Origin of the sequence: Diplocloster hominis, from assembly GCF_032380655.1 — a bacterium.
GTDB lineage: Bacteria > Bacillota > Clostridia > Lachnospirales > Lachnospiraceae > Diplocloster > Diplocloster hominis.
Genome location: NZ_JAWDIY010000002.1, coordinates 225133 through 251195, shown reverse-complemented (window position 1 = coordinate 251195; position 26063 = coordinate 225133). Strand labels below are relative to the sequence as shown.

Below are 26063 nucleotides of genomic sequence, written 5' to 3'. Positions count from 1 at the left end.
AGGGTGTATCAGATCCCTTTGTTCCTGAAAACTTCAGCCAGGCTGTCCGTGAAAGGTGGATAACAGATCCCTTCCTCCGTTACGATCGCCGTGATCAGGGTATGATCTGTAACATCAAAGGCCGGATTATAACATTTCACCTCCGGAAGCGCCATGGGCTCCTGATAAAACTTGGTCTTGATCTCATTGGTATCCCGCAGCTCGATGGTAATGTCTTCGCCGGACGCACAGTTTAAATCAATCGTGGAGCTGGGCCCCAGCACGTAGAAGGGAATCCCGTAATGTTTCGCCAGGATCGCCACACCGCTGGTCCCTATCTTATTCGCCGTGTCACCGTTGGCCGCCACCCGGTCACAACCTACAAAGCACGCCTGGACCCAGCCGTTCTTCATCACCAGGCTGGCCATATTATCGCAGATCAAAGTCACATCGATTCCGCCCCGGGCCAGTTCATAGGAAGTCAGCCTCGCCCCCTGCAGGAGCGGTCTGGTTTCATCCGCGAACACCCTGAAGTTCATGCCGCGCTCTTTCCCCAGAAATAAAGGTCCCAGAGCTGTTCCATACTGGGATGTGGCGAGAGGCCCCGCATTGCAGTGGGTCAGGATACCGTCTCCGTCCCGGATCAGCGAGAGGCCGAATTCCGATATGGCCCGGCACATCCGGATATCCTCCTCCTGAATCATACGGCTTTCCTTTTCCAGCAGTTTCAGGATCTCAGGAACCGCAAGGTGCGAATGGGCGGTTACCACATTTTCCATGCGGTTGAGCGCCCAGCTTAAGTTTACCGCGGTTGGGCGGGAGGAATCCAGATAATCTTTATATTTACGGAATTCCTCTAAAAACCGGTCATAATCTTGCGTTTCTATCTGTCTGGCCAGCACATAGATCCCGTACCCCGCACAGATTCCGATAGCCGGGGCTCCCCGGACCTTCAGTTCAAATATAGCCTCATAGATATCCGCAGCCGTGTTAAGAGTCAGATACTCCTCCCTGTTGGGCAATTTTGTCTGATCAATAATGATCACATTTTTTCCGTCTTCACTTAATTTTACATTTTCAATGTGAGTTGCTTTTTCCAGATTTTCCAATCCATTTTCCTCCTTTTCAGTATCCCCATATACGGCATCATTATTCGGCCGGCTTTCAATGGATCGTCCGTTTTTAATGGATTGTCACAGGATTTCTTTCGCAATGTTCACGATGGATGAGGTGATCAGCTTCTTGAACATCGGCGCCTTGCGGTCCGCCATCTCCTGGACCTCTTCGTGGGTCAGCGGCTGTTTTGCCGCATCGGCTGCCTGGTTGGACACACAGGAGATACCGCAAATCTTCATTCCCATATGGTTGGCCGCCACGGCCTCACAGGCGGTGCTCATACCTACGGCATCGGCACCCAGAGTTCTGCACATGCGTACCTCGGAGGGAGTCTCGAAGTTGGGGCCGGTCAGCTGGATGTATACACCTTCCTGGAGCGGGATGTTCTGTTCCAGGGCAGTCTGTTTGATGATCCGGCGGAGCTTGTAATCGTAGACATCGCTCATATCGGGAAACCTGGTTCCCAGCTCGTCGATGTTGGGCCCGATCAGGGGAGAAGGGACGAAATTCAGGATATGGTCCCGGATCAGCATGAAATCTCCCGCCTGATAGTTATAATTGATTCCGCCGGAGGCGTTGGTCAGGAATAGCACTTCGGCACCCATCATCCGCATGAGCCTGGTGGGAAGGACTACATCGGACATGTCGTAGCCTTCGTAGTAATGGACACGGCCCTGCATAATGACCACCGGTACGGTTTCTACGTAGCCGAAGAGGAAACGGCCTTTGTGGCCGGGTACGGTGGATACCGGGAATCCTTCAATGTCTGAATAATTAAGGACCGCTTCCACCTGGATGCCTTCGGCGTAATCCCCCAGGCCGGAACCCAGGATCAGCGCTACTTTTGGCTGGAAGTCTATTTTGGATTTTACGCTTTCATAGCATTTTTGTAATTTGTCATATACTTGGTTCATGGTGGTTCTCCTTTGCTTTTCATTATTATATCGTAGTGTTACATGGGGCTGGTGGCGGTATATTCGTGTTTTGGATATTTCTCAAGGTTTAGATGCTTGTGCTCTTTGGGGCAGCTTCCGGGGACAGGCACATTCCGCCTTTTGTTTGGTGCCGGCTGAATTGGAGGCGGAATGAGCCAGTCCCCTCTCAGAAGTAGATGACTTCTACGCGGTGGCCCATCTGCTCTACCACCGATTTGAGCTGGCCGATGAGATTCATGCGAAGATCTAAATCCATGGTGGCGTCATATGCCTGATTGACGGCTTTGCCCACAAAGAGCTTTAGTTCCGTGCATTCTTCGATCAGGATCTTGGCCAGCCTGGCGGCGCCGTTGTCCTCGTCCAGGGCCAGGAAGAAGTCCACATCTACCTCATCTCTTATATATTGTCTTAAAAGCTTCAACGCTTTATTCATGGTTATGATTCCTTCGGTAACCAGATCCATCCCTTCGATCTCTGCCATAGGCGGTACATCGCTGGAAGCGCTCTGGATCTGAGTTGTGATCGGTTTGTCCAGATATTTGGCGGCAATATTCGCGCTGGTGCCGCCGCATACGATCTTACAGCCGGATTCGCCCATGAACTGTTCCATCAGCTTACGGTCATCCCCGGGGTCCTCAGGCGGTCCCGTGAAGATGCTGACCAGCCGCCTGGGAATCACTCTGGTCACACAGACCGTAGTGTCATCCCCGGGTTTTTGCAGATAGAGATCGTCACAGGCTCTGCTTAACATGGCCGTGAGCCGGGAAGCCGACGTGGTGGTTTTCATACATTTGAGCGCATATTCGGCCATACTGTCTCTGGTCCAGCCCAGATTCAGGATCTCGCCGGCTCCCGCGTAGACCACACCGTCGCTCATCAGCACAAAGCAGTCGCCCATCTGCACCTGAAACCGCCATTCCCGGATATCCTTTCCCTCCAGTTCCCGGTGGGTGAAGGGGATATCCATCAGTTTTCTATCCCGGATCAAGACACATTCCGGATTGTCAAACTCCACCAGATATCCTTCCCCGTTATGGAAAATCTGCAGTATACTGAAGGTGGCATAGGCTACCTTCCGGACCTGGCAGATCGGCAGTGTCTTAACGATGGTCTCCACTGCATCCTCAATGGATGCTCCGTTCTGGAACATCGTTCCCAGTATCTTAGAGGTCAGCGTGGCCAGTATATTGGCCTTTACCCCGCTGCCCATTCCATCCGCCAAAATGGCGATATCCGAATCAGCCGTCTTGATGATTTCGACTTTATCTCCGCACAGCTCTTCATGAAACTTATTTAAACTTTTATAGGAAACTTCTACGCTGACATCCATGGTTTTCCCCCTATTCTTCCTGACCTTCGAATAAGATCGAATCCCTAAGCTTCGTCAGTGTGACCTTGGTCTCAGCCGTAGTCTCACCCAGCAGTCCGGCGATCTCCTGGGCAACCATCATCTGCTTGTCTATTACCTTCTGGGCCATCTCCACCGTCTCGACCTGAAGCTGGTAATGCTTTTTCTTATTATTTTCCTCTTCCGTCACGTCCTCGAAGATTCCAAGGACCGCGTCCTGCTCTTTGACATACACCAGCGTCTGGGTCGTATAAATCCCCAGGTCCTCATAGGCCACCCGCTTATGTACGATGGGCTCGTGGGTGTCATATACATACAGAAAATCCGTGTGATCGATCAGCTCGAACAGATATTTCTCCGCTGCCACAGACTTGCTCTGTTTAAACATCTTCTCAGCCGCTTTATTGAATTCCATAATCCGCATATCCTGATCAACCACCAGAATGGCGTTGGGTGTCTGCTCCATCACCGTGTTTGCCATAGAATTGGCTTTGTCAAACGCATACGGCAGGCACATACCCAGCTCAGCTTTTTCCTGGAATACCGCGATGGCCTTTTCCCTGCAGGAACCATATCCGCAGGCTCCGCAGTCCAGCTCATCTTCCCGGCTGTACTTACCGGTCTTGCGCAGGATACTCCTGATTTCCTCTTCCGTCGGCATCTTTTCCTTCTCTACCCGGGAATAGAACTGTTTTTCCAGATCCACCTCCGGCGGCACCTCCGGATAATCGGGACTGACATACTCGATCTGTTCCTCGATATCCAGCTTAGCCTTAAATCTGGAAACCTCCATTTTATTGATCGCAGGTCCCTTAATACAGCCTCCCTCGCAGACATTCGCCTCGATAAAGCAGTGCTCCAGTTCCCCATTCGCCATTCCCCGGAACAGATCGATACAATTATCCAGTCCGTCCACAAACAGCTTGCGGTATGTATCCTTCCCATTCTTGGCCACCACCGAGGTCATCACCCCGGAACTGACCGGATACAGACGGTTCACCTTCGGATCCGGATTATCCATAGGAGAAGGTTTCAGCGCCTTTACATCGATCCCTTCCTCTTCCATCCACTGCCCGACCTCGGAAAAATTAATCACCGCATCGATCCAGCCGGAAGTCCTCTCATCCAGCTCCGCTTCCTCCTTCTTAGCGATGCAGGGCCCCAAAAAAACCACCTTTGTATTCATCCCCAGCTGTTTCTTGATCAGCATCCCATGGGCTACCATCGGCGATACCACCGGTGCCATATAAGGGGTCAGGTCCGGAAAATATTTCTCTATCAGATCGTTGATACTGGGACAGCAGGTCGAGATCACATTCTTCATGCTGCCCTCCTCCAGAATCCGATGATAAGCGTTGGTCACATAGGCCGCCCCCTCGGCAGTCTCTCTAATCTGTTTAAATCCCAGCCGCTTCAAAGCGGTAACCACCTGGCCTGGCTGGCTGTACTTCATCACTCCCAGATAAGACGGCGCAATCGAAATAACCGTTTTCTGTCCCTGCCTCAGAAAACTCTTCACCCGGTCCAGATCACTGGAAAAAGTCTTAGCATTCTGAGGACAGACCTCCAGGCAGTGCCCGCACAAGATACAGTGCTCATTCATTATCTGAGCCTGTTCGTTCTTAATCCGTATCGCTTTCACCGAACAGGACCGGACACACTTATAACAGTTCCGGCAATTAGCTTTTTGAAAATCAATGACGTTCATGTGTGGCCTCCTTCAAGCCAGAATTTCCACGTTTTTTACAGCCGTGGCTAATGTTTATATTTTAACATAGGGTATATAGTTTGTCACTAGAGGTATAATTTTTGCGGGTTCTTATGGGATGGCTGGGGGGAGTAGCTAAGGGCCGGGATGAGGGGGAAGCGGCTTGCCCTTGGGAACCGGGCGGCTCCTCTCGCGGCGCCAAATCACTTCGACCGGACCTAAGAACAGGTAACTCCGAAGGCAGGAGAACCTCCTATTAGCAGGGCCTGAAACAAACTCGCCAAAGGACGGCTCGGACAGTGTTTCAGGCCCTGCGAGGTTCTCCTGCCTTCTGCGTAACCTGTTCTAAGGCCCGGTCTCAAGTGATTTGGTGCCGCGAGAGGAGCCGCCCGGTTCCCAAGGGCAAGCCGCTTCCCCCTCATCCCTTCTTTATAATAAGCCATTTTAGTACCATAAAAGTGTAGTTGTTAGAGAGTAATTAACTCTGTCATCTGCACTTATTTTATTTATTATAAGGGGAGTAACTGGTCTGACGTGAGCTTTTTTGGATCTTTGCATCCGTAAATAAAACCGTTAAAAAACCCTTATTATAAGCATTCGATTAAGCAGGTAGGGATTCGCTCCCGTGTAACCAACTAAACTGGATGGTAATAAGTGTGGCTGGAACAATTACGCATAACAGTTATGGGAGGTTACAGATGATAAGTGTAGGGATTGATGTGTCAAAAGGAAAAAGCACGGTCTGTCTGCTTAAGCCATACGGAGAGATCGTGTGCAGACCTTTTGAAATGCAGCATGTGGAGAAGGATTTAGAAGGCTGAAGCAGATTTCCCGCAAAGCAACAAATAATATATTTTTCTCTGCGCCCTAATTAGAGCCGGGCCTGATGGCTCCAGGTCGGGCGGGGGCGCCCGGCTTAGGGAGGGAAGTAATTCTCATCTTAGAAAAAGCATGGCCGAATAGCGGAGGGAGACTCAAGTGAGAATGGAGGCTCTCACGCCGACATTCTCACTGCTTTCAGAGGCTCCCGCAGCTGCTCATGAGGTTGCTTTTTCTAAGATGAGAATTACTTCCCTCCCTAAGCCGGGCGCCCCCGCCCGACCTGGAGCCATCAGGCCCGGCCCTTCCCCCCACCCCAGCAGACAAAAATCCAAAAAAGGCCCGGGACATACCATAAGCCGAATGGCAAGTTTGTCCCGGGCCCTGCGAATCAGGGGGTCATTAATTCACACTTCTCTTCACATAGCTGGTATGCAGAATTTCATGAGCCTTATGGCTTCCCGGCTCTCCCAGATACTCCGCGTACAGCTGTTTGATGGCCGGATTCTCATGGGATTTCCGGATCGGTTTTCCCGCATCCGCATCGTACAGAACCTTTGCCCGCAGCTCGCGGATATCGGTAAAGTTCCGGACGGACGCAGGCTGCTGGGGCTGTCCGCCGCCGTTTACACAGCCGCCGGGGCATCCCATAATCTCGATGAAGTGGTAATCCGCTTCGCCGTTTTTCACTTTTGTCAGCAGTTCCCTGGCATTGCCAAGACCGGAAGCAACCGCGATCTTAACATCCATGCCCGCTACGTTGTAAGTAGCTTCCTTGATTCCCTTCGTTCCACGAACATCGGTAAAATCTACGGATGCCAGTTCCTCGCCGGTCAGTGTCTCCACCGCGGTACGAAGAGCCGCTTCCATAACACCTCCGGTAGCGCCGAAGATTACGGCCGCACCTGTGGATAGTCCCAAAGGCTCGTCGAAGTCCTCATCCGGCAGATCCAGGAAACGGATGCCTGCGCGTTCGATCATTCTGGCCAGCTCTCTGGTGGTGATGGCGATATCTACATCCGGTACACCGGCTGCATCCTGATCGTCACGGCCGATCTCGAATTTCTTAGCGGTACAGGGCATAACACTGACCATAACGATATCCTTCGGATCGATTCCCATCTTCTCCGCATAATAGGTCTTCGCGATCGCTCCGAACATCTGCTGGGGAGATTTGCAGGAGGAGAGATTCTCCGTCATGTCAGGGAAATAGTGTTCACAGTATTTGATCCATCCGGGTGAGCAGGAGGTGATCATAGGCAGAACGCCGCCGTTTTGTACCCGGTCCAGGAACTCGTGTGCTTCTTCCATAATGGTCAGGTCGGCGCTAAAGTCCGTATCAAACACTTTATCAAAGCCCAGACGGCGAAGGGATGCCGCCATCTTGCCCTCTACATTCGTACCGATCGGAAGGCCGAAGGCCTCTCCCAGAGCCGCACGGACCGCCGGAGCCGTCTGCACCAGCACATGCTTTTTGGGATCTGCAAGAGCTGCAAATACGTCATCGGTAAAGTCTTTTTCTCTTAATGCTCCGGTAGGACATACGGCGATACACTGGCCGCAGGATACACAGCTGGTTTCCCCTAAGCCCATCTCAAACGCGGAACCGATATTGGTAACAAATCCACGCTCATTGGCGCCGATCACGCCGATTCCCTGCACATTCGCGCAGACTGCCACACAGCGGCGGCAAAGGATACATTTATTGTTGTCACGGATCATATGGGCAGCGGAATCATCGATATCGAAATCCTGCATTTCGCCCTCGTACATGTCCTCATTCTCCACCTTCAGGTCTTTACAGAGTTTCTGAAGTTCACAGTCACCGCTGCGGACGCAGGAGAGACATTTTCTGTGATGGTTGGAGAGGATCAGCTCCAATGTTTTCTTTCTGGAATCCAGGACTTTGGGTGTGTTGGTCCACACTTCCATTCCTTCATTGATCGGATATACACAGGAAGCAACCAGACTTCTCGCACCTTTTACTTCGCAGACACACATCCGGCATGCGCCAATTTCGTTGATATCCTTCAGGAAACAAAGAGTAGGAATCTCAATATTGGCAAGCCGGGCTGCTTCCAGAATGGTAGAGCCTGCAGGTGCTTTTACTTCTACACCATTTATTTTTAATGTAATATTTTCCATTTTTGAATCCTCCATTACTCTTTATAGATAGCGCCGAAGCGGCATTTTTCCATACATGCTCCACATTTTACGCACTTGCTCTGATCGATTGCGTGAGGTTCTTTGACCACACCGATAATCGCGTTGTTCGGACATGTTCTGGCACAAAGTGTACAACCCTTACATTTATCCGCATCGATCTTGTAGGACAACAGAGCCTTACAGACACCGGCGGGACATTTCTTATCCACAACGTGGGCGATATATTCATCCCGGAAATAACGAAGCGTGGATAATACCGGATTGGGGGCTGTCTGTCCCAGTCCGCAAAGGGCGTTCTCTTTGATGTAGTAACAGAGTTCTTCCATCTTGTCCAGATCTTCCAGGGTCCCCTGGCCTTTGGTGATCTTATCCAACATCTCGTAGAGACGTTTGGTACCGATCCGGCAGGGAGTACATTTTCCGCAGGATTCATCTACGGTGAACTCAAGGAAGAATTTGGCGATATCAACCATACAGTTGTCTTCATCCATAACGATCAGACCGCCGGAACCCATCATGGAGCCGATGCTTAACAGGTTGTCATAATCGATCGGAATATCAAAGTGTTCCGGAGGGATACATCCGCCGGAAGGTCCGCCGGTCTGCGCCGCCTTGAACTTCTTGCCGCCGGGGATTCCGCCGCCGATCTCTTCCACCACTTCACGCAGCGTGGTTCCCATGGGGATCTCCACCAGGCCGGTGTTGTTGATCTTGCCGCCCAGAGCGAATACTTTGGTTCCTTTGGACTTCTCGGTACCCATGGAAGCGAACCATTCGGGTCCGTGCAGGATAATCTGAGGAATATTGGCATAGGTCTCTACGTTGTTCAGAATCGTCGGTTTCGCGAACAGACCCTTCAGTGCCGGGAAAGGAGGCCTGCATCTGGGTTCCCCGCGGTTTCCTTCGATGGAAACCATCAGCGCGGTCTCTTCCCCGCATACGAAAGCTCCTGCGCCGAGCCTAAGATCGATATCAAAGCAGAAATCCGTTCCAAAGATATTCTTGCCCAGCAGACCATATTCTCTGGCCTGATTGATGGCAATGTTCAGACGTTCTACGGCGATGGGATATTCCGCACGCACATATATGTAACCCTGGGTCGCACCAATGGTATAGCCGGCGATCGCCATGGCTTCCAGCACTACATGAGGATCGCCTTCCAGAACCGAACGGTCCATGAAAGCACCGGGATCACCCTCATCGGCGTTGCAACAGACATATTTCTGATCGGCATCGTTGGCCTTCGCCAGCGCCCATTTTCTTCCGGTGGGGAAGCCGGCTCCGCCGCGGCCTCTCAAACCGCTGTCCAGCAGGACATTTATCACATCATCGGGAGTCATCTCTGTCAGCACCTTGCCCAGAGCTTCGTATCCGCCGGTCCCGATGTATTCGTCGATATTTTCAGGATTGATGACGCCACAGTTTCTCAGTGCGATTCTGTGTTGTTTCTTATAAAAATCCGTATCATTTAATGCGGTTACTCCATGGTCCGTTACCGTCTCATCATACAGAAGTCTGGTAACAACCCTTCCTTTTAACAGATGTTCCTCTACGATTTCGGGAATATCCTCTGCCTTTACCATTGCATAAAATGCTGCTTCCGGGTATACGATCATGATCGGTCCCAAAGCACACAGGCCGTGGCATCCGGTCTTTACAACAGCCACCTCATTTTCCAGGCCTTTATTCTTAATTTCTTCCTCTAGTGTCGTGATGATTTTTTCACTTCCGGAGGAAGTGCATCCGGTTCCACCACAAACCAATACGTGTGAACGATACATAGTCACTGACCCTCCTATTTAATATTTTCAGCGTTCAAAGTATATTTCTGTACAACCTGACCACGGATCAGATGTTTTTCCAATACTTCCAGAGCTTTCTCCGGATTCATCTTCACATAAGTCACTTTATCCTTACCGGGTTCCATCACTTCCACGATGGGCTCATACTGGCACAGACCGATACATCCTGTCTGGGTTACCGCTATATTATCCAGATGTCTTTCCTGAACCGCGTCGGAAAGGGTGGTTAATACCGGTCTCGCACCGCTGGCGATACCGCAGGTTGCCATACCTACCACTACTCTGGTCTGGCTTGCGTCCTCTGAGCGAAGACCAACCTGTCCCTGCATTCTCTCACGGATTGCTTTCAATTCTTCCAAAGACTTCATATCGAGATCCCTCCATCTGTCTCTTTTTTGTTTTCCGTTAAATATTCCTTAATATATGCGGATACCTCCGGTTCATCAAAGGGTACATCCCCCAGAACCTCCCGAAATTCTCTGGTATCCAGCGTAAAGCTTCTGCCGTCCACTTCATATGTATATCGAAAATCCATATCTTTATGAAATATGATAAGCGTGTGAATCGTACTGGTCATATCTCCCAGGGGCATTCTGTCAATATGGGACAATCCGAATACCGCTGTTACGCATGTCCCGGCTCCGGGCTTCGATTCTATGGAAAAATCTCCGCCGGCAGCCAACGCCGCCATTTTAAAAAACGGAACTCCCAGGCCGACCTTACGGGTCGTTCGGGTTGTAAAAAACGGGTCCTCCACATGGGCCAGCTGCTCCGCCGTCATTCCGCAGCCATCATCCTTGATCTTAATAACCAGAGTATCCGCCTTTGTATCCGCCGCTACGGATATCTCCACCAGCGATGCTTTCGCTCTGGTAGAATTCTCGGCCACATCCAACACATTCAGTGAAATTTCAGGCATCATAGGCTATTCGTATTTAGCCAGAATGTCATCGATGTCATCCACTGTCAATCTTCCGTAAACCTCACCGTTGATCATCATAACAGGTGCCAGACCACAGGCGCCCACACACCGGCATGCATCCAACGAAAAACGTCCGTCTGGAGTACATTCTCCGCCGACAATACCTAACTTCTCCATCAACTTATTGTAAATATCACCGGAGCCCTTAACATAACAGGCTGTTCCAAGACAGACAGAAATCTGATACTTACCTTTGGGATTGAGGGAAAATTGAGAATAGAAAGTCGCAACACCATAGATCTTCTCCAGGGGAAGCCCGGTTTCATTTGAAATGATGGTCTGAACTTCAATCGGCAGATAGCCATAGATATCCTGCGCTTTTTGCAGAATGGGCATCAAAGAACCTTTTTCGTCTTTGTGCTCGGCAATGACTTTTAACAGGTCCGCTTCCTGCTCTTTCGTTCCCTGAAACGGAACGGTTTGCTTTTTGGCACTCATCTAAAAACCTCCTTGTAATTAAACCTATAAGTATGACTATTTTATCACAAGTCCGTTAAAAAATCTACAAATAATTCCATTTTTCACACGAAATAAGAGGAGGCGATGATTGGTAAGTGTGGTGATATTGACGAAAGGGGCCGGGGCGGGTGTTGGAAGGTGCGGACTCCGGGGAAGGGGGACCCAAAGTATCGGGGGCCAAATCGCTTCGGCCGGGTCTAAGAACAGGTAACTCCGAAGAGGCCGAAACCTCCGATTAGCAGGACCCGGGGCAAACTCGCCAAAGTACGGCTCAGACAGTGCCCCGGGTCCTGCGAGGTTTCGTCCTCTTCTGCGTAACCTGTTCTAAGACCCGGCCTCAAGCGATTTGGCCCCCGATACTTTGGGTCCCCCCTCCCCGGAGTCCGCACCTTCCAACACCCGCCCCTACTTTGGTGATATCTGAGGTTCTTTTTGTTTTGGATACGTATATCTGGGAAGTCCTTTGCTGTGTTTGCCGTATTCAATCGCTTCTTTCGGACAGCGGCAGATACAAGCCATACAGTGTGTGCAGTTGTCCGCCCAGTCCGGCTTGCCGTTTACAAGCTGTATATTGCCAAGAGGACAGACCTTTTCACATAATCCGCAGGAAATACAGGTTTCTGTCGCATAGAATTTCTTTGCATGCACCAAAAGAGGATAAAAGAGACTGTTAATCATTCCGCTATTCATTTTGTCACTTAAAGAAAGCTGGGGTTCGGGAATGTGTTTGCCCGCTTTTATATAATCAATCGCTTTGTTGATTTCGCTTTCTGCTTTTTTAATAATTGCGGCGGCTTCGTCCTTTGTTGGAGTGGTAAACAGTGCGATATAGTTTTCGGGCATAACAATTTCAAAACAGCCCAGGTATTGCATTCCCTTTTTGGAACAGAAGGATCTGAGATACTTTCCCGCATTGCCGATACTGCCGCCGCAGGTCATCACAAAATAGATATCCCTGCTTCCTGATAATGCTGCTTGTTCCATCCATTTTTCTAAAATATGCGGTATTCTCCATGCGTATGTCGGAGCAACAACAACCCACGGCTGATCGGAGTGCATCTCTGAATAATCTTTCTTTCTTATTCTTTGAAAAAGATTAACGGCTTCTTCTCCTGTTTCTTTTGCTATCTTTTCGGCAACATACTCACTGTTGCCCGTTCCTGTAAAATATAGAATCATTGTATTTTCTCCTGACTGATGTGCTGAACACCTTCATATATTATATTGACCAACCCTGCAATATCTTTCCATTTCGTTTCGTTTGCGCTCAGGTAATAGTAGTTTTTCGTTCCTTCCCGCCGCATAGCCACAATCCCTGCGTCCTTCAATATTTGCAGATGATGCGATACTGAAGGTCTTGTTAAATGTGTTTTCTTCGCAATCTCGCCGACTCTTATGCCTGGCAGGCCGTTTTCTAACAGAACCAGCAAAATACTCTGTCTTGTTTCATCCCCGATCGCTGTAAAGGCACTTCTGTGTTTTTGAAAACCGTCAATAATGCTCTGTAATCTTTCCTGACAATCCATAACTTCCTCCTCACATATACCGGACATCTAAATTTTCCCGGTGTACCGAACGCAGATATTTCACTTTCGGATACCCCAGCACAAGCGTTGCCGCAACCTTTTTCCCACTTGGTATCCGCAATGCTTTTTTTATTTTGGATGAAGCGTTAGCCGCCATTGAAAAAAATCCGCTGAATAAAACGCCGAGTCCGTATGCTTCCGCAACGAATTCCATATTCTGTGCGGCCAGCAAGCCATTTGTCCTGTCCTTTGCCATAATTACGATTACAATCGGAGCTTCAAAAAAGAAAAAATGGCCGGTAATTTTGTTTCTCCTTGCCATAGGGCTTACCAAATCCGCAAAAGGTTTTACCCTTTTGAAAAAGGAAACCGCCAATTTCTCAACATTATCTTTCTCCTTATCAAGTACAGCAAAGGAAACATCCTGCAAATTTTTAGCCGTATGTGTAAGTCTGCCGGCTTCTAAAATCTGTTCTATTACCTCATACGGAATTTTTTTCTTTTGAAATTGTCTGATACTTCTTCGGAAACGGATAACCTCCAAAACCTCCAGAGGATTCAGTCGTACCTCCGAAGTTTTCTCGATTTGCTTATCCTCGTATCCCGTAGCGGATACAGCTTTTTTCGGACAAACAGCAGTACAGTGACCGCACATCACACATTCCTCAGATATAATATTTGCCTTACCATTATACAGATCAATATTATGTGCAACACAGCTTTTGGCACAAAGTCCGCAGCCAATACACAAATCTCTATCTATCTTAATTTGATGAGTTCTCATACAGCAGTTCCTTTCGTTAAAGTTCTTTAACCATTATACAAAAAACCCCCGTTAATAACAACATTGGTAAAGAAAATTGTTACCATTCATTTTATTAAAACAAACCATATATTCGTCCCCCTCCGTTACAATACCCCGACAAAAACCACCCTCAACAGCTAACCCGGCATGCAAAACCGCAAGAAGAAAGCCACCCGGCATTCACCAAAGCAGGGAAGGACCCTGGGAGGCGGGAGGCCGACGGTATGACGGCGCAGGCCGCCCGGTGTCCGTTCCGTACGGATGTGCCCTATGGGGCGCCTGGCAGAAAGAGCAGTGTCTGTTGTCCTCTTCCTCACATAAGGCGCCCGTGTGAAATCTTAATGAAATCGGCCCGGCAGGTTTGCGGCGAAAGACTGCGTTCCCTGCAGTCTTTCGGTGGCTGCTGAACCGCGAATGCATCGGCATTCGGGGTGAATCAGCCACGAACCGCGAACCTGCCGGGCCGATTTCATTTAGATTTCACCGGGTAACAGCCTTAAGTGAGGAAGAGGACAACAGACACTGCTCTTTCTGCCAGGCTCCCCATAGGGCACATCCGTACGGAACGGACACCGGGCGGTCTGCGCCGTCATACCGGTCCGGCCTCCCGCCTCCCAGGGTCCTTCCCGGCCCTCCCCAATTCCCGGCCCTCCCCAATTCCCGGCCCTCCCCAGTCCCCGGCCCTCCCCAGTCCCCGGCCCTCCCCAGTCCCCAGCCCTCCATCACCTCATCGCCGGGCCCCCCCGCCCTACATTTAGGTTGAATCTCTACCTGATAAATGTTAAACTGAGGTTATATTATCCAGTTGAAAAAGGGGGTTTTTCATTGAAGATAAAAGATATACAGGGCTTGCTGGAAGCTGTACTGGTCGTGGACGGCGGAAATACGGATCTGGATATCCATTATGCCTGCGGTGCGGATATGATGAGCGATGTGCTGGCTTACCTGCATGAGCATTCGATCCTGCTGACAGGGCTGTGCAACCCGCAGGTGGTGCGCACCGCGGAAATGATGGATATCGAGTGTATCGTGTTTGTCCGCGGAAAACAGCCGGACGAGAATATGAAGTCCATGGCAAAGGAACGCAATCTCACGTTGATGGTGTCCGAATACCGCATGTTCACTGCCTGCGGTAAACTGTATGAGCAGGGGATGCGCGGAGGTGATGTGCGTGGACGATAAGATTATTTTGCACTATGAAGTCTCCGGGGATGATTTTACCAGAGCCGGGGAAGCCAGCAGCGATGTGAAGAACAAACTAAAACAGATGGATGTCAGCCCTGAAGCGATTCGAAAGGTTGCGATCGCCATGTATGAGGGCGAGATCAATATGGTGATTCACGCATACGGCGGTGATATTACGGTAGAGATCTCTCCGGAAGAGATCTTGATGGTGCTTAAGGATACCGGCCCCGGTATTCCGGATGTGGGTCTGGCTATGCAGGAAGGTTATTCCACCGCCAAGGAAGAGATACGTTCTCTGGGGTTCGGCGCCGGCATGGGACTCCCTAATATGAAGAAATATTCTGACACGATGAAAATCGATACCATCGTGGGTGTCGGTACTACAATCACGATGACGGTAGCTATGTGACCGGAAAAGAAGGTGTATTCATGGATAAATTTTATCATTCCGTGCGTCTGCAGCAGGATTTGTGCAAGGGTTGTATCAACTGTATCAAACGCTGCCCCACTTCGGCCATCCGGGTGAGGAACGGTAAAGCCCGGATTACCAGCAAGTTCTGTATCGACTGCGGAGAATGCATCCGCATCTGCCCTCACCATGCGAAGGTGGCTACTTATGACCACCTGGATGCTTTAAAACAATATAAATATACGGTGATCCTGCCGGCTCCCTCTTTGTATGCCCAGTTTAATAATCTGGACGATACGAATATTGTGCTGACCGCACTTTTAATGCTGGGGTTTGATGATGTCTATGAAGTAAGCGGCGCCGCAGAGCTGGTATCGGAGGAATCCCGTACCTATATCAGAGAGCATATGGATAACTGGCCTTATATCAGCACGGCCTGCCCTTCGGTGGTTCGCCTGATCCGGGTCCGGTTTCCGAACCTGTTAAGCCATCTGCTCCCGGTGAAGCCTCCGGTGGAGGTGGCAGCGCAGCTGGCCCGGAAGAAAGCCGTGAAACTTACCGGCTATAAGCCGGAGGAGATCGGCGTGTTTTTCCTGTCCCCCTGTCCTTCGAAGGTGACGTATTCCAAGACTCCGCTTGGTGTGGAAAAAAGCGAGATTGATCATGTGCTGGCGATCAAGGAAATCTATCCTCTGATGCTGCCCCTGATGAAAGAGGCACAGCGAAGCCCCAAACAACTGTCGATCTCCGGTAAGATCGGTATCGGCTGGGGGGGGCAGCGGAGGTGAAGCCAGCGGCCTGATCAGCGATAATTATCTGGCTGCCGACGGAATAGAGAATGTGATCCAGGTGCTGGAGGATCTGGAGGACGAAAAGCTTCCGAACCTGCAGTTTATTGAACTGGACGCCTGTGCCGGCGGCTGCGTCGGCGGGGTCCTGACCGTGGAGAATCCCTATGTGGCTGCTGTTAAATTAAAGAAACTGCGCAAGTATATGCCGGTGTCCTGTAATCATCTGGGGGATGAACCTGCGGAAAATCTGTATCTCACCCAGGATATCAACTATGAACCTGTGTTCCGTCTTGGGAATGATTTAAAGAGCAGCATTCTGAAAATGAATCAGGTGGAGCGGCTCTGTCAGAAATTTCCGGGGCTGGACTGCGGCTCCTGCGGGGCTCCGACCTGTAAGGCTCTGGCGGAGGATATCGTCCGGGGCGAAGCGAAAGAAAATGATTGTATCTATCTGTTCCGGCAGGATATCCATGAACTTTCCGATGAGATCGCGGCCATTACGAACTCTTTGCTAAACGGCGACGGCGATGGTAAGGCCGGCATCCATATGCTCCAGGATTATATTCACGATTTTTCCAGCCGTATGGCCAGGCTGGACCCTTTGACGCAAAAGGAGAATGATGATGACAGTACAAGATCTGATTAATACAAACCGATTTACAGTCATAAACGCCGGAGAAAATCCGGGGCGTGAAATAACCAAACCTTTCTGCTGCGATCTGCTCAGTGTTGCCATGAGCAGAGCACCCGAAGGCTGTGCCTGGGTAACTGTGATGGGGAACATGAATACCCTGGCCGTAGCGACGCTCTCCGATTCCGCCTGTATTATCCTGGCGGAAGGTATGCTGTTAGATGAGGCGGCCGCGGCCAAAGCGAATACACAGGGTGTCACGGTTCTTAGCACACCGGAGCCGGTATTTGAAACCGCCCTGTTGATCTACAGGCTGATCCATGGTGAATCTATATTATGATTTACATATCCATTCCTGCCTGTCCCCATGCGGCGATGATGACATGACTCCCGCCAACATCGCAGGAATGGCTATGCTCAAAGGGCTGGATGTTATAGCCGTCACCGATCACAACAGCTGCCAAAACTGCCCGGCCGTATGTAAGCTTGCCGCAAATTACGGAATACTTGCGCTGCCGGGTATGGAACTGACCACGGCGGAGGAAGTGCACGCGGTCTGTCTGTTTTCCTCCCTTTCGGACGCGCTGTCATTTGACAGCTATGTTTCCGAACGGCTTCCTCCTGTCCCGAACCGGGAAGATATCTTCGGAAAACAGCAGATCTACAATGACCAGGACGAAATCACCGGTACCTTACCCTATCTTCTGATCAACGCGACTGCTATCTCCTTTGAAGGTCTTTGGGAACTGGTTGACCGCTATCACGGCGTCATGTTCCCCGCCCACATAGACAAGCCGGCTTTCAGCCTTATCTCGAACCTCGGTTTTATCCCGGAGGACAGCCGGTTTCCCTGCGCGGAAGTAAAGGATATGAAAAAACTCCACGAACTTCAAAAATCCAATCCTTACCTGGACCAATGCCGGATCTTAAGCAATTCGGATGCACACCAGCTCGAGTTGATCCACGAGCCCTATTACACCCTTTCCGCAGAAGCCAGATCTCCTGAAGCTGTCATCGCGGCTCTGAAAACCAGACCGGAGGGATGACCATAAAGCGGCAGTATCAGTCAGGCCTGTTTTCCGGATATACCGGTGCCGGCGGATGCTGTTGTCACAGGTACTTCTTTGTCCGGGTTTTTGCAAAATCATGTCGAATCCATGTTATAATCTACCATAAACTTATGCCAAAACTCTATGTTTTATTGTGCAAAACGAATAAAATAATTGACAGATTTTTCATTCTGTGATACTCTTTATTTGTGTTGCAGAGGGCAACGAAACACTAACATTTTTTAATTTTTTGGAGGTATCATCATGAGTAAAGGTACAGTAAAATGGTTTAACAACCAAAAAGGTTACGGATTCATTTCAGACTCTGAAGGCAACGATGTATTTGTGCATTACACAGGCCTCAACATGGACGGCTTCAAATCTCTGGAAGAGGGACAAGAAGTTGAATATGAGATCGTAAATGGAGATAAAGGCCCCCAGGCTGTTAACGTAACCAGACTCTAATCAAATCGTTTTCCATGTGCCTTATTCTTTAATAAATAGAATATTGCGACTCTATTAGGAAGAAAGCAAGGTAGAATAACGAGATTACAAAAGAGAGCCATCTAAGGATGGCTCTCTTTTGTTCGATAGGAAAGTGCTGCTTCTGGTTCGTTTCATTCATTACTGGTTCAGCAATTCTTCCAGAATCCGGTTCACGATCCCCGGATCTCCTTTCCCTTTCAGCTCTTTCATAGTCTGGCCCACCAGATAACCCATGGCTTTCTTCTTTCCGCTATGGAAGTCCTCCACGGATTTGGGATTTTGGCGGATCACGGTTTCTATCACTTTCTTAAGAGCCCCCTCATCCGTGACTGCTCCCAATCCTTTCTCCCGGACGTACGCTTCCGGGTCCACATCCCGGTCAAAAATCTGCTCAAATACCTCCTTGGCAACCGTACCGTTGATGGCTCTGTCGTCCACCAGTTTAATGAGCTTTGCCAGATGGTCCGGCGTAAAATGGATCTCCTGCGGATCCATTCCCTTTTCCTTCAGCAGACGCATAGTCTCCCCCATCAGCCAGTTCGATACCTTCTTCGGCTGACGGCACAGCGCGGTGGTCTCCTCAAAGATATCCGCCATATGCTTGGATGACGTGATGATATCTATATCATATTCCGGTATGTCATATTCCTTTTTATAGCGTTCCTGCTTTTGGGTCCTGAATTCAGGCTGGGCGTCTTTTATGGCCCGCAGCCATTCCTCACTGATCTGTACCGGCACCAGATCCGGTTCCGGGAAATACCGGTAGTCCTGGGCATCTTCCTTTGACCGCATGGCATAGGAATACTCCTTGTTATCATCCCAACGCCTGGTCTCCTGAACCACAGCCTTCCCTTCTTCGATCCGCTCGATCTGCCGCTTCGTCTCCGCGTCGATCGCTCTGGATATGGCTTTAAAGGAGTTTAAGTTTTTCATTTCCGTCCGGGTTCCATATTCACTGGCGTTCACCTCCCGGACAGAGAGGTTTACATCCGCACGCATGGAGCCTTCCTGGAGTTTGCAGTCGGAAGCACCCAGGTATTGTATCAGGAGCCGCAGCTTTTCCAGATACGCGATTACTTCCTCCGCATTTCTCATATCCGGTTCAGAGACGATCTCGATCAGCGGTACGCCGCTTCGGTTATAATCCACCAGGGAACAGTCCTCCCACTCATCGTGAATGAGCTTTCCGGCATCCTCTTCCATATGGATCTCGTGTATTCCGATCTTTTTTTTCTGTTTATCCGGCCCGGTTTCGATCTCCACATAGCCATCGCGGCAGATCGGGAGATACAGCTGGGAGATCTGATAATTTTGCGGATTATCCGGATAGAAGTAATTCTTACGGTCAAACTTGCAATACTGATTCATCTGACAGTTGGTGGCCAGGCCCACAGCTGCAGCGTACTCCACCACTTGTCTGTTGAGTACCGGCAGGGAACCCGGCATCCCTGTGCATACCGGGCAGGTGTGGGTATTGGGAGCGCCGCCGAACTGCGTGCTGCAGGAACAGAAGATCTTTGTTTTCGTAGCCAGCTCCACGTGGACTTCCAGTCCGATTACGGTTTCATACTGTTTCGCCATTTTACTTCTCCTCCTCTCGCAGCGTTGCTGCAGATGTACAGGAACATTCCCATGTGTAGGCCGCCCGGATCAGGTCCTTCTCCCGGAACAGGTTCCCGATCAGTTGGAAGCCGATGGGCAGTCCTTTTGAATCCATGCCGCAGGGAACACTGATCCCCGGCAGGCCCGCCAGATTCACAGCCACCGTGTAAATATCTCCCAGGTACATTTTAATCGGATCACTCAGCGATTCCCCGATCCGCGGCGCAGTGGCAGGTGCCGCAGGCCCCAGAATCAGATCATATTTTTCAAAGGCCGCGTCGAAGGCTTTTTTAATCAGTGCTTTGGTGCGCAGCGCTTTCAAATAATAAGCGTCGTAATAACCGGAGCTTAGCACAAAGGACCCCAGCATAATCCGCCGTTTTACTTCCGCGCCGAATCCCTCCGAGCGGGTTTTTTTATACATATGGTGCAGGCCTTCATACTCTGCCGTCCGGTATCCGTATTTTACCCCGTCAAAGCGGGCCAGGTTAGAGCTGGCTTCCGCGCAGGCGATCACATAATATGCCGGAATCGCGTATTCCACCAGGCTTAAATCAAACTCTTCCACGACCGCTCCCCTGGCCGCCAGCTCTTTCGCGACCGTCAGCACCGCATCTTTTACTTCCCCCTGTAAGCCTTCTGTAAGATAATCCCGGGGAATCCCGATCCTCATCCCCTTCACATCCTCATACAGTGCCGAAGTAAAATCACAGTCATCCCGTTTTACAGAGGTACTGTCCTTGGGATCATGGGAAGCGATAGTTTCCAGCACCGCCGCACAGTCCGATACATTCCGCGCGATCGGCCCGATCTGATCCAGGGATGATCCATAGGCTACCAGACCATAGCGGGAAACCGTGCCGTAAGTTGGCTTAAGCCCCACAACACCGCAAAAAGAGCTGGGCTGTCTGATCGATCCCCCGGTATCAGATCCCAGGGCATAAAAGCATTCCATTGCCGCCACGGCCGCGCAGGACCCGCCGGAGGACCCGCCGGGTACGTGTTCCGGGTTATGCGGATTCCTGGTGATCCCATAAAAAGAAGTCTCCGTAGTGCTGCCCATAGCGAATTCGTCCATATTGGTCTTTCCGAGAACCACAGCCCCGGCCGCTTCCAGATTGCGTACTGCTTCGGCCGTATAGGGCGGGATAAAATTTTCCAGGATTCTGGAAGCACAGGTTGTTTTAAGCCCTCTGGTACACAGATTGTCCTTGACAGCTGTGGGAACACCGGCCAGCGGTCCGGTCAGTATCTTGTCGTCGATCTGCTTTTGTACCGCGGCGGACCTCTTCTTTGCCCCCTCCTCATCGATGGTCAGATAACAGTGATACTGAGGTTCCTTTTTTTGTATCTGTTCCAGAGAGGCCTGCACCGCCTCCGCCACGGAGATTTCCCGTTCTTTTATCTTTCTGCCCAGTTCCAGGGCGCTTAATTCATAGATTTCCATCGTATCCCCTCCCTTAATCCACTGTCTTCGGTACTTGAAAGCTGCCGTCTTTTTGCGCGGGGGCATTGGCCAGAATATCTCCCCGGTTATCCTGATCAGATGGGATATCCTCCCGAAATACATTGCACACAGGAAATACATGGGACATGGGCTCCACGCCCTCGGTGTCCAGTCCGCCCAGCAGATCAATATAATCCAGCATTTTTGCCATGTCTTTTTTGGCCTGTTCCCGTTCCTCTGGAGATAATTCCAGTTTTGCCAGAATGCCCACATAGTCGATGATCTCGTCAGTAATCCTATTTTTCATTTTTTCCTCCATTCTCGCGTTTCCCGCATCTATAGACTGTGAACCTTCGCTTTCCTCTATGGTTCCAGCCTGCCCAAATCTCTGGGGAACAATGTGGTTTCCCGTACGTTGGTCTCCTCCAGCAGTTTCATGGTGAGACGTTCCAGTCCGATTCCTAATCCGCCGTGCGGGGGCATTCCATATTGGAAAATCATCAGATAATGTTCCATTCCCTCCGGGCTCATTCCCCGGCTCTTCATCTTATCCAGAAGCATTTGATAATCATGAATCCTCTGTCCGCCGGTAGTTATCTCCATCCCGCGGAACAGAAGGTCAAAGCTTAAGGTGTATCTGGCATCCGCCGGATCATCCATCGCATAGAACGGGCGTTTCTTGGAGGGATAATGGGTTACAAATACAAAATCCGCATCGTACTCTTCTTTAAAAAAGCGGCTGATCAGCACTTCCTCCTCCGGTTCCAGATCATAAGGGTTTCTGATTTTCCTGTCATACTTCTCAGCCGCCTTCTGCTTCGCCTCATCAAAGCGCACGGCGGGAATCTGGTCTGTCTTAGGCAGACGGATTCCCAGTATCTTTCGCTCTTTTTCATATTCCCGCTCCAGCAGAGTCATGGTATACTGCAGAAACCCCGTCTCCATAGCCATCAAGTCCTCAAACCCATCGATGTAGCCCATCTCAAAATCCAGGCTGGTATATTCATTGAGATGGCGGGGCGTGTTGTGCTTTTCCGCCCGGAATACCGGTCCCGTCTCAAACACCCGGTCATAGACACCTACCATAGTCTGCTTATAAAACTGAGGACTCTGTGCCAGCTCCGCCTTCTTGCCGAAATATTCCAGTTTGAAAATGTTGGAGCCTCCCTCCGCTCCTTTGGCGGTAATCTTAGGGGTATGCACTTCGGTAAATCCTTCCCCATACAGAAAATCCCGGAATCCCCGGACAATCCCCTCCTGGATCTTAAACTTTGCCCTCTCCCGGATGTTCCGCAGGGAAACCGGGCGCAGGGAAAGCATGGACTCCAGGGACACGTTCATTTTCCATTTGCCGATCGGAATTGGCATAGGCAGATAAGGCTCCGACAAGATACGAATGCCCGTCAGCCGGATCTCGAATCCATTGGGTGCCCGATCCTCAGCCGACACTGTCCCTTCTGCCACCACCGTGGCTCCTTCCCTGATCTCCTGTAAGGAAAACGGCGTTACGCCTTCCTCATAAACACATTGTACCAGCCCTTCACTTTTGCGCAAGACAAGAAATGTAATTTCACCCATATCCCGGATCGTATGCACGGTGCCGTTGATCCGGATCTGCCTTCCGGTATAGTCATTGGCCATCAGGTCCCTGATTTCCAATGTGTTCTTTTGTTTTACACCTGTCATAAATTCCATCCTGTTTTCCTCCTTTTTTCCAGCATGGTCTGTTCTCCAGCCACTGCTGTTCTGATTAGGTAAGCTTTCTATGAAATAAAAAAATCCCGGAACATGCTTCCACATATTCCGGGACGGGATATCATCTCCCGCGGTACCACCCGCATTGAATTCACAAGTATTTTGCAAAACGCTTATGAATTCCTCTCTCACGTGTATAACGTTCACGACCCGTACCGGCCTACTGCTGTTTCAACCGGTCTGCTCCAGAGTGTTCCCTTAGTCCCGTTCCATATGGATGCGCTCTCAGTCGGTGACGCGTCCTTCCTGTTAAGTCCCATGGACCAGAGTCTCTTTCTCTGCATTTACACTATCGTATTACATATTCTGAATTCTTTCAATCGCCGCCAGCGTGTTTTCGTAGCTTCCAAATGCTGTCAGCCGAAAATACCCTTCCCCGCTGGGACCAAACCCGGACCCCGGGGTTCCGACTACATTGGCATGTTCCAGCAGATAATCAAAGAATTCCCAGGAACTCATACCATTCGGAGTCTTCAGCCAGATATAAGGTGCATTCACGCCGCCGGAGACCGAATATCCCGCCTTCTTCAAACCCTGATAGATCACTTTTGCATTTTTCATATAGTAAGCGACCTGCTCCTGCACCTGTCTGCGCCCCTCCGGCGTATAGACGGCCGCTCCGGCCTTCTGAATAATATACGGGGCGCCGTTATATTTCGTTCCGTGCCGTCTGGCCCATAGTCCATGCAGGGAAACATCCCCGCACTTCAATTCCTTCGGGATAACGGTAAACCCAAGCCTGGTGCCCGTAAATCCTGCATTCTTAGAAAAACTCCGCAGTTCAATGGCACAGCCTCTGGCCCCGTCACACTCATAGATGGAATGAGGTACGTCATCCTCCGAAATATACGCCTCATAAGCCGCGTCGTAGATGATCACCGCGCCGACCCGGTTCGCATAATCCACCCATTCCTGAAGCCTCTTTTTAGAAACCGCAGCCCCGGTCGGATTATTCGGGAAACATAGATAAATGATATCCGGCGTCTTTCCGGGCAGCTCCGGTGCAAAATCATTCTCAGCCGTACACGGCATATAGATCACATCGCTCCAGATCTCCGACTCCGGATCATAAGTTCCGGTTCTTCCCGCCATCACATTCGTATCCACATACACCGGATACACCGGATCACAGACCGCAATCTTATTATCCAGACTGAAAATCTCCTGAATATTCCCTGAATCACATTTCGCCCCGTCCGAGATAAACACCTCATCCGCCGCGATGTCACAGCCCCTGGCCCTGTAATCTCCCTTGACAATCGCATTTCTCAGGAACTCATATCCCAGATCCGGCGCATATCCGTGAAATGTCTCCTCATGAGCCATCTCATCCACAGCCGCATGCAGCGCATCTATGACAGCCGGAGCTAAGGGCAAAGTCACGTCGCCGATCCCCAGACGAATGACCGGCTTTTCCGGATGCGCAGCCGTAAAAGCATTTACTTTTTTCGCAATATTCGAAAACAGATAGCTTCCCGGCAGCTTCAGATAATTCTCATTAATCCTGAACATAAAATCATTCCTCCAGTTTCGTCACATCGATCTCTCCATAATATACCGTGGCCGCAGGTCCGGTCATAAACACCGTATCCCGCTTCGTGTCCCATTCCACTTCAAGACAGCCGCCAAGCAGTTCTACCGTCACACAATCCTTCGTAAAGCCATTCAGCACCGAAGCAACCACTGCCGCGCAAGCACCTGTTCCGCAGGCAAATGTCTCACCTGAGCCCCGTTCCCAGACTCTCATCCGAATCCGGTTCTCATCCAGCACCTGGATAAACTCCGTATTCACTCTATTCGGGAAACAGGGATTCCCTTCAAACTGAGGACCTAACTCCTCCAGATTCAGATCTTCCACATGTTCCACAAACACCACCGCATGCGGATTCCCCATGGATACACAGGTCATCCGGTATACGGCATTCCCTGCGTGGATCGGTTCATCAATCACCTGTTCCTTCTGGCTGATCACCGGCACATCTGCAGCCCGTAAAACCGGAGCTCCCATATCCACCCGGACGCTTTGAACCTTCCCCTGTTCCACAAACAGCTTCAGTTCCTTTATTCCCGCCAGCGTCTCCACCTGAAGCTCCGTTTTCTCAGTCAGCCCCTGGTCATACACAAACTTACCGACGCAGCGGATCCCGTTTCCGCACATTTCACCTCTGGAGCCATCCGCGTTATACATCTCCATGGTAAAATCAGCTTTATCAGACGGCTTAATTAAAATCAGCCCATCCGACCCGATCCCAAAATGCCGGTCACTGATCCGTCTGGCGATCTTCGAAGGATTTTTCAGCATCTCCTTCGTACAGTCCACATAAACATAATCGTTACCCAATCCATGCATCTTAACAAATAACACGGCCGTTCCTCCTATACGATTGAATAAAAATATGCCCCCAGTATAGCAAAAATTTGAAGCCGTTGCAACGATTTCCTTTTCCTCTGTCTCTTCTATTTTCTTTTCCTCTAATAAATACTCATAACCATCCCGGCCGTCTCAACCAGATTCGTCCCGCTGTCCATACTGCATTTCTGCAGATACCGGTGCGCTTCCTCCTCCGTCATATTATTGCGCTCCATCAGTAAAGCTTTCGCCTGCCGGATCATTTCTTTCTCAGATTCCGACCGTTCCTTCCTCTTCTGGCGGTTCTTCCTTCTTCGCCCGGCGATCGTATGAACCATCATTTCTACGGTACTGACCAGGTCGTGCACCTTGACCGGCATAGCCACACATACAATATCGTTATTCACACACTCGCTCCACAGATGCTGGGAAGCGACAAGAAGCATCTCAAAATGAGGTGGTAGAAAATCATGCAGATCCGTGTACATCATATCCGCAGCCCGATAACCGCAGATCACAATCCCGTCGTTCAGAGCCTCCGCATACTGGATCGCCTGTGAACCGGCTGTGCATACGGCAGCCACGTCAAAGCCATGCCGAACCAACAGATTGCGGATATTTTTCGCGTCCTCGGGTTTTGGAAATACAACAATGATACTGGTCAATTTTTCCCTCCCGTGGCGCATTTACTGCGCCTTTAAATTGAAGAAAAG

Annotated in this window: 26 protein-coding genes and 1 pseudogene; 7 read left to right on the top strand and 20 right to left on the bottom strand. The window is 50.3% G+C overall.

The genetic code is table 11. The features are described from left to right. Positions 1 to 8: 8 nt before the first annotated feature. The 4 genes from mtnA to ABC831_RS03215 all read right to left on the bottom strand — a co-directional run bounded on the left by mtnA (position 9) and on the right by ABC831_RS03215 (position 5086). Positions 9 to 1088 (bottom strand): S-methyl-5-thioribose-1-phosphate isomerase, encoded by a 1080-nt coding sequence (gene mtnA, locus ABC831_RS03230; RefSeq protein ID WP_425524555.1) that lies wholly within the window; start codon positions 1086 to 1088, stop codon positions 9 to 11. Positions 1089 to 1172: 84 nt separating this feature from the next. Continuing rightward, a complete protein-coding gene (locus tag ABC831_RS03225) occupies positions 1173 to 2009 on the bottom strand; it encodes a purine-nucleoside phosphorylase (RefSeq protein ID WP_343246800.1) in 837 nt (278 codons plus the stop codon). 187 nt (positions 2010 to 2196) lie between these two features. Further along, on the bottom strand, positions 2197 to 3360 hold the full coding sequence (locus ABC831_RS03220) for a SpoIIE family protein phosphatase (RefSeq protein ID WP_343246799.1): 1164 nt from the start codon (positions 3358 to 3360) through the stop codon (positions 2197 to 2199). Positions 3361 to 3370: 10 nt separating this feature from the next. Next, entirely contained in the window at positions 3371 to 5086 is a 1716-nt protein-coding gene (locus ABC831_RS03215; RefSeq protein WP_343246798.1) for a [Fe-Fe] hydrogenase large subunit C-terminal domain-containing protein, read from the bottom strand. A 698-nt stretch (positions 5087 to 5784) separates the two neighbouring features. On the opposite strand from ABC831_RS03215, the gene ABC831_RS03210 reads away from it, so the two are divergent. Continuing rightward, on the top strand, positions 5785 to 5907 hold the full coding sequence (locus ABC831_RS03210) for a hypothetical protein (protein WP_425524558.1): 123 nt from the start codon (positions 5785 to 5787) through the stop codon (positions 5905 to 5907). 400 nt (positions 5908 to 6307) lie between these two features. On the opposite strand, the gene ABC831_RS03205 is transcribed toward ABC831_RS03210, so the two are convergent. The 8 genes from ABC831_RS03205 to ABC831_RS03170 form a co-directional block, all read right to left on the bottom strand. Next, positions 6308 to 8050 carry an NADH-dependent [FeFe] hydrogenase, group A6 gene (locus tag ABC831_RS03205; protein WP_343246797.1) on the bottom strand — a complete coding sequence of 581 codons (1743 nt, stop codon included), beginning with the start codon at positions 8048 to 8050 and terminating at the stop codon, positions 6308 to 6310. A 14-nt stretch (positions 8051 to 8064) separates the two neighbouring features. Next, a complete protein-coding gene (locus ABC831_RS03200) occupies positions 8065 to 9852 on the bottom strand; it encodes an NADH-ubiquinone oxidoreductase-F iron-sulfur binding region domain-containing protein (RefSeq protein WP_343246796.1) in 1788 nt (595 codons plus the stop codon). 14 nt (positions 9853 to 9866) lie between these two features. Beyond that, entirely contained in the window at positions 9867 to 10241 is a 375-nt protein-coding gene (locus tag ABC831_RS03195; RefSeq protein WP_343246795.1) for a (2Fe-2S) ferredoxin domain-containing protein, read from the bottom strand. Next, a complete protein-coding gene (locus ABC831_RS03190) occupies positions 10238 to 10795 on the bottom strand; it encodes an ATP-binding protein (RefSeq protein WP_343246794.1) in 558 nt (185 codons plus the stop codon). The genes ABC831_RS03195 and ABC831_RS03190 overlap by 4 nt, the downstream gene beginning before the upstream one ends. A 3-nt stretch (positions 10796 to 10798) precedes the next feature. After that, positions 10799 to 11293: an NADH-quinone oxidoreductase subunit NuoE family protein gene (locus tag ABC831_RS03185; protein ID WP_158349870.1), complete on the bottom strand. Its 495-nt coding sequence runs from the start codon at positions 11291 to 11293 to the stop codon at positions 10799 to 10801. A 426-nt stretch (positions 11294 to 11719) separates the two neighbouring features. Then, positions 11720 to 12493, bottom strand: coding sequence for an EFR1 family ferrodoxin (locus ABC831_RS03180; protein WP_343246793.1), 774 nt, complete (start codon positions 12491 to 12493; stop codon positions 11720 to 11722). Further along, a complete protein-coding gene (locus ABC831_RS03175) occupies positions 12490 to 12840 on the bottom strand; it encodes an ArsR/SmtB family transcription factor (protein ID WP_343246792.1) in 351 nt (116 codons plus the stop codon). Before ABC831_RS03175 ends, ABC831_RS03180 begins: the two co-directional genes overlap by 4 nt. A 10-nt stretch (positions 12841 to 12850) precedes the next feature. After that, entirely contained in the window at positions 12851 to 13624 is a 774-nt protein-coding gene (locus ABC831_RS03170) for a nitroreductase family protein (protein ID WP_343246791.1), read from the bottom strand. Between the two features lie 846 nt (positions 13625 to 14470). Between ABC831_RS03170 and ABC831_RS03165 the strand changes: the two genes are divergently transcribed. The 6 genes and pseudogenes from ABC831_RS03165 (at position 14471) to ABC831_RS03140 (ending at position 18175) form a co-directional block, all read left to right on the top strand. Beyond that, the gene (locus ABC831_RS03165) at positions 14471 to 14827 is read left to right on the top strand and encodes a DRTGG domain-containing protein (protein WP_343246790.1); all 357 of its coding nucleotides are present in this window, start codon (positions 14471 to 14473) and stop codon (positions 14825 to 14827) included. Continuing rightward, positions 14817 to 15239, top strand: coding sequence for an ATP-binding protein (locus tag ABC831_RS03160; protein WP_343246789.1), 423 nt, complete (start codon positions 14817 to 14819; stop codon positions 15237 to 15239). Before ABC831_RS03165 ends, ABC831_RS03160 begins: the two co-directional genes overlap by 11 nt. Positions 15240 to 15259: 20 nt before the next feature. After that, positions 15260 to 16676 (top strand): annotated as a pseudogene (locus ABC831_RS03155) ([Fe-Fe] hydrogenase large subunit C-terminal domain-containing protein). After that, a complete protein-coding gene (locus ABC831_RS03150; protein ID WP_343246788.1) occupies positions 16654 to 17001 on the top strand; it encodes a DRTGG domain-containing protein in 348 nt (115 codons plus the stop codon). The pseudogene ABC831_RS03155 and the gene ABC831_RS03150 overlap by 23 nt, the downstream one beginning before the upstream one ends. Beyond that, positions 16982 to 17707, top strand: coding sequence for a PHP domain-containing protein (locus ABC831_RS03145; RefSeq protein WP_343246787.1), 726 nt, complete (start codon positions 16982 to 16984; stop codon positions 17705 to 17707). The genes ABC831_RS03150 and ABC831_RS03145 overlap by 20 nt, the downstream gene beginning before the upstream one ends. A gap of 267 nt (positions 17708 to 17974) precedes the next feature. After that, a complete protein-coding gene (locus ABC831_RS03140; protein ID WP_158342928.1) occupies positions 17975 to 18175 on the top strand; it encodes a cold-shock protein in 201 nt (66 codons plus the stop codon). A 159-nt stretch (positions 18176 to 18334) separates the two neighbouring features. On the opposite strand, the gene gatB is transcribed toward ABC831_RS03140, so the two are convergent. From gatB to ABC831_RS03100, 8 genes are all read right to left on the bottom strand, one after another. Beyond that, on the bottom strand, positions 18335 to 19777 hold the full coding sequence (gatB, locus tag ABC831_RS03135) for an Asp-tRNA(Asn)/Glu-tRNA(Gln) amidotransferase subunit GatB (protein ID WP_343246786.1): 1443 nt from the start codon (positions 19775 to 19777) through the stop codon (positions 18335 to 18337). Between the two features lies 1 nt (position 19778). Continuing rightward, the gene (gene gatA, locus ABC831_RS03130) at positions 19779 to 21245 is read right to left on the bottom strand and encodes an Asp-tRNA(Asn)/Glu-tRNA(Gln) amidotransferase subunit GatA (protein WP_343246785.1); all 1467 of its coding nucleotides are present in this window, start codon (positions 21243 to 21245) and stop codon (positions 19779 to 19781) included. A gap of 13 nt (positions 21246 to 21258) precedes the next feature. Beyond that, the gene (gene gatC, locus ABC831_RS03125; RefSeq protein WP_343246784.1) at positions 21259 to 21552 is read right to left on the bottom strand and encodes an Asp-tRNA(Asn)/Glu-tRNA(Gln) amidotransferase subunit GatC; all 294 of its coding nucleotides are present in this window, start codon (positions 21550 to 21552) and stop codon (positions 21259 to 21261) included. 56 nt (positions 21553 to 21608) lie between these two features. Beyond that, positions 21609 to 22940, bottom strand: a complete 1332-nt coding sequence (gene aspS / locus ABC831_RS03120) for an aspartate--tRNA(Asn) ligase (protein WP_343246783.1) — start codon at positions 22938 to 22940, stop codon at positions 21609 to 21611. A 203-nt stretch (positions 22941 to 23143) separates the two neighbouring features. Then, on the bottom strand, positions 23144 to 23284 hold the full coding sequence (locus tag ABC831_RS03115) for a hypothetical protein (protein ID WP_343246782.1): 141 nt from the start codon (positions 23282 to 23284) through the stop codon (positions 23144 to 23146). A 13-nt stretch (positions 23285 to 23297) separates the two neighbouring features. Then, positions 23298 to 24512 carry an LL-diaminopimelate aminotransferase gene (locus ABC831_RS03110; protein ID WP_343246781.1) on the bottom strand — a complete coding sequence of 405 codons (1215 nt, stop codon included), beginning with the start codon at positions 24510 to 24512 and terminating at the stop codon, positions 23298 to 23300. Between the two features lie 4 nt (positions 24513 to 24516). Next, positions 24517 to 25365 carry a diaminopimelate epimerase gene (gene dapF, locus ABC831_RS03105; protein WP_343246780.1) on the bottom strand — a complete coding sequence of 283 codons (849 nt, stop codon included), beginning with the start codon at positions 25363 to 25365 and terminating at the stop codon, positions 24517 to 24519. Between the two features lie 107 nt (positions 25366 to 25472). Next, entirely contained in the window at positions 25473 to 26015 is a 543-nt protein-coding gene (locus ABC831_RS03100; RefSeq protein WP_343246779.1) for an ANTAR domain-containing response regulator, read from the bottom strand. Between the last annotated feature and the right edge of the window lie 48 nt (positions 26016 to 26063).

What these genes read in the sequence shown, in the direction of transcription:
- gatA (WP_343246785.1), bottom strand. Translation starts at nt 21,245, where the DNA reads ATGGAAATCTATGAATTAAGCGCCCTGGAACTGGGCAGAAAGATAAAA.
- ABC831_RS03225 (WP_343246800.1), bottom strand. Translation starts at nt 2,009, where the DNA reads ATGAACCAAGTATATGACAAATTACAAAAATGCTATGAAAGCGTAAAA.
- ABC831_RS03175 (WP_343246792.1), bottom strand. Translation starts at nt 12,840, where the DNA reads ATGGATTGTCAGGAAAGATTACAGAGCATTATTGACGGTTTTCAAAAA.
- ABC831_RS03140 (WP_158342928.1), top strand. Translation starts at nt 17,975, where the DNA reads ATGAGTAAAGGTACAGTAAAATGGTTTAACAACCAAAAAGGTTACGGA.
- gatC (WP_343246784.1), bottom strand. Translation starts at nt 21,552, where the DNA reads ATGAAAAATAGGATTACTGACGAGATCATCGACTATGTGGGCATTCTG.
- ABC831_RS03185 (WP_158349870.1), bottom strand. Translation starts at nt 11,293, where the DNA reads ATGAGTGCCAAAAAGCAAACCGTTCCGTTTCAGGGAACGAAAGAGCAG.
- ABC831_RS03200 (WP_343246796.1), bottom strand. Translation starts at nt 9,852, where the DNA reads ATGTATCGTTCACACGTATTGGTTTGTGGTGGAACCGGATGCACTTCC.
- ABC831_RS03210 (WP_425524558.1), top strand. Translation starts at nt 5,785, where the DNA reads ATGATAAGTGTAGGGATTGATGTGTCAAAAGGAAAAAGCACGGTCTGT.
- gatB (WP_343246786.1), bottom strand. Translation starts at nt 19,777, where the DNA reads ATGGCGAAACAGTATGAAACCGTAATCGGACTGGAAGTCCACGTGGAG.
- ABC831_RS03170 (WP_343246791.1), bottom strand. Translation starts at nt 13,624, where the DNA reads ATGAGAACTCATCAAATTAAGATAGATAGAGATTTGTGTATTGGCTGC.
- ABC831_RS03195 (WP_343246795.1), bottom strand. Translation starts at nt 10,241, where the DNA reads ATGAAGTCTTTGGAAGAATTGAAAGCAATCCGTGAGAGAATGCAGGGA.
- ABC831_RS03115 (WP_343246782.1), bottom strand. Translation starts at nt 23,284, where the DNA reads ATGCAGAGAAAGAGACTCTGGTCCATGGGACTTAACAGGAAGGACGCG.
- ABC831_RS03180 (WP_343246793.1), bottom strand. Translation starts at nt 12,493, where the DNA reads ATGATTCTATATTTTACAGGAACGGGCAACAGTGAGTATGTTGCCGAA.
- aspS (WP_343246783.1), bottom strand. Translation starts at nt 22,940, where the DNA reads ATGGAATTTATGACAGGTGTAAAACAAAAGAACACATTGGAAATCAGG.
- ABC831_RS03150 (WP_343246788.1), top strand. Translation starts at nt 16,654, where the DNA reads ATGACAGTACAAGATCTGATTAATACAAACCGATTTACAGTCATAAAC.
- ABC831_RS03145 (WP_343246787.1), top strand. Translation starts at nt 16,982, where the DNA reads ATGGTGAATCTATATTATGATTTACATATCCATTCCTGCCTGTCCCCA.
- ABC831_RS03110 (WP_343246781.1), bottom strand. Translation starts at nt 24,512, where the DNA reads ATGTTCAGGATTAATGAGAATTATCTGAAGCTGCCGGGAAGCTATCTG.
- ABC831_RS03190 (WP_343246794.1), bottom strand. Translation starts at nt 10,795, where the DNA reads ATGATGCCTGAAATTTCACTGAATGTGTTGGATGTGGCCGAGAATTCT.
- ABC831_RS03205 (WP_343246797.1), bottom strand. Translation starts at nt 8,050, where the DNA reads ATGGAAAATATTACATTAAAAATAAATGGTGTAGAAGTAAAAGCACCT.
- ABC831_RS03220 (WP_343246799.1), bottom strand. Translation starts at nt 3,360, where the DNA reads ATGGATGTCAGCGTAGAAGTTTCCTATAAAAGTTTAAATAAGTTTCAT.
- ABC831_RS03215 (WP_343246798.1), bottom strand. Translation starts at nt 5,086, where the DNA reads ATGAACGTCATTGATTTTCAAAAAGCTAATTGCCGGAACTGTTATAAG.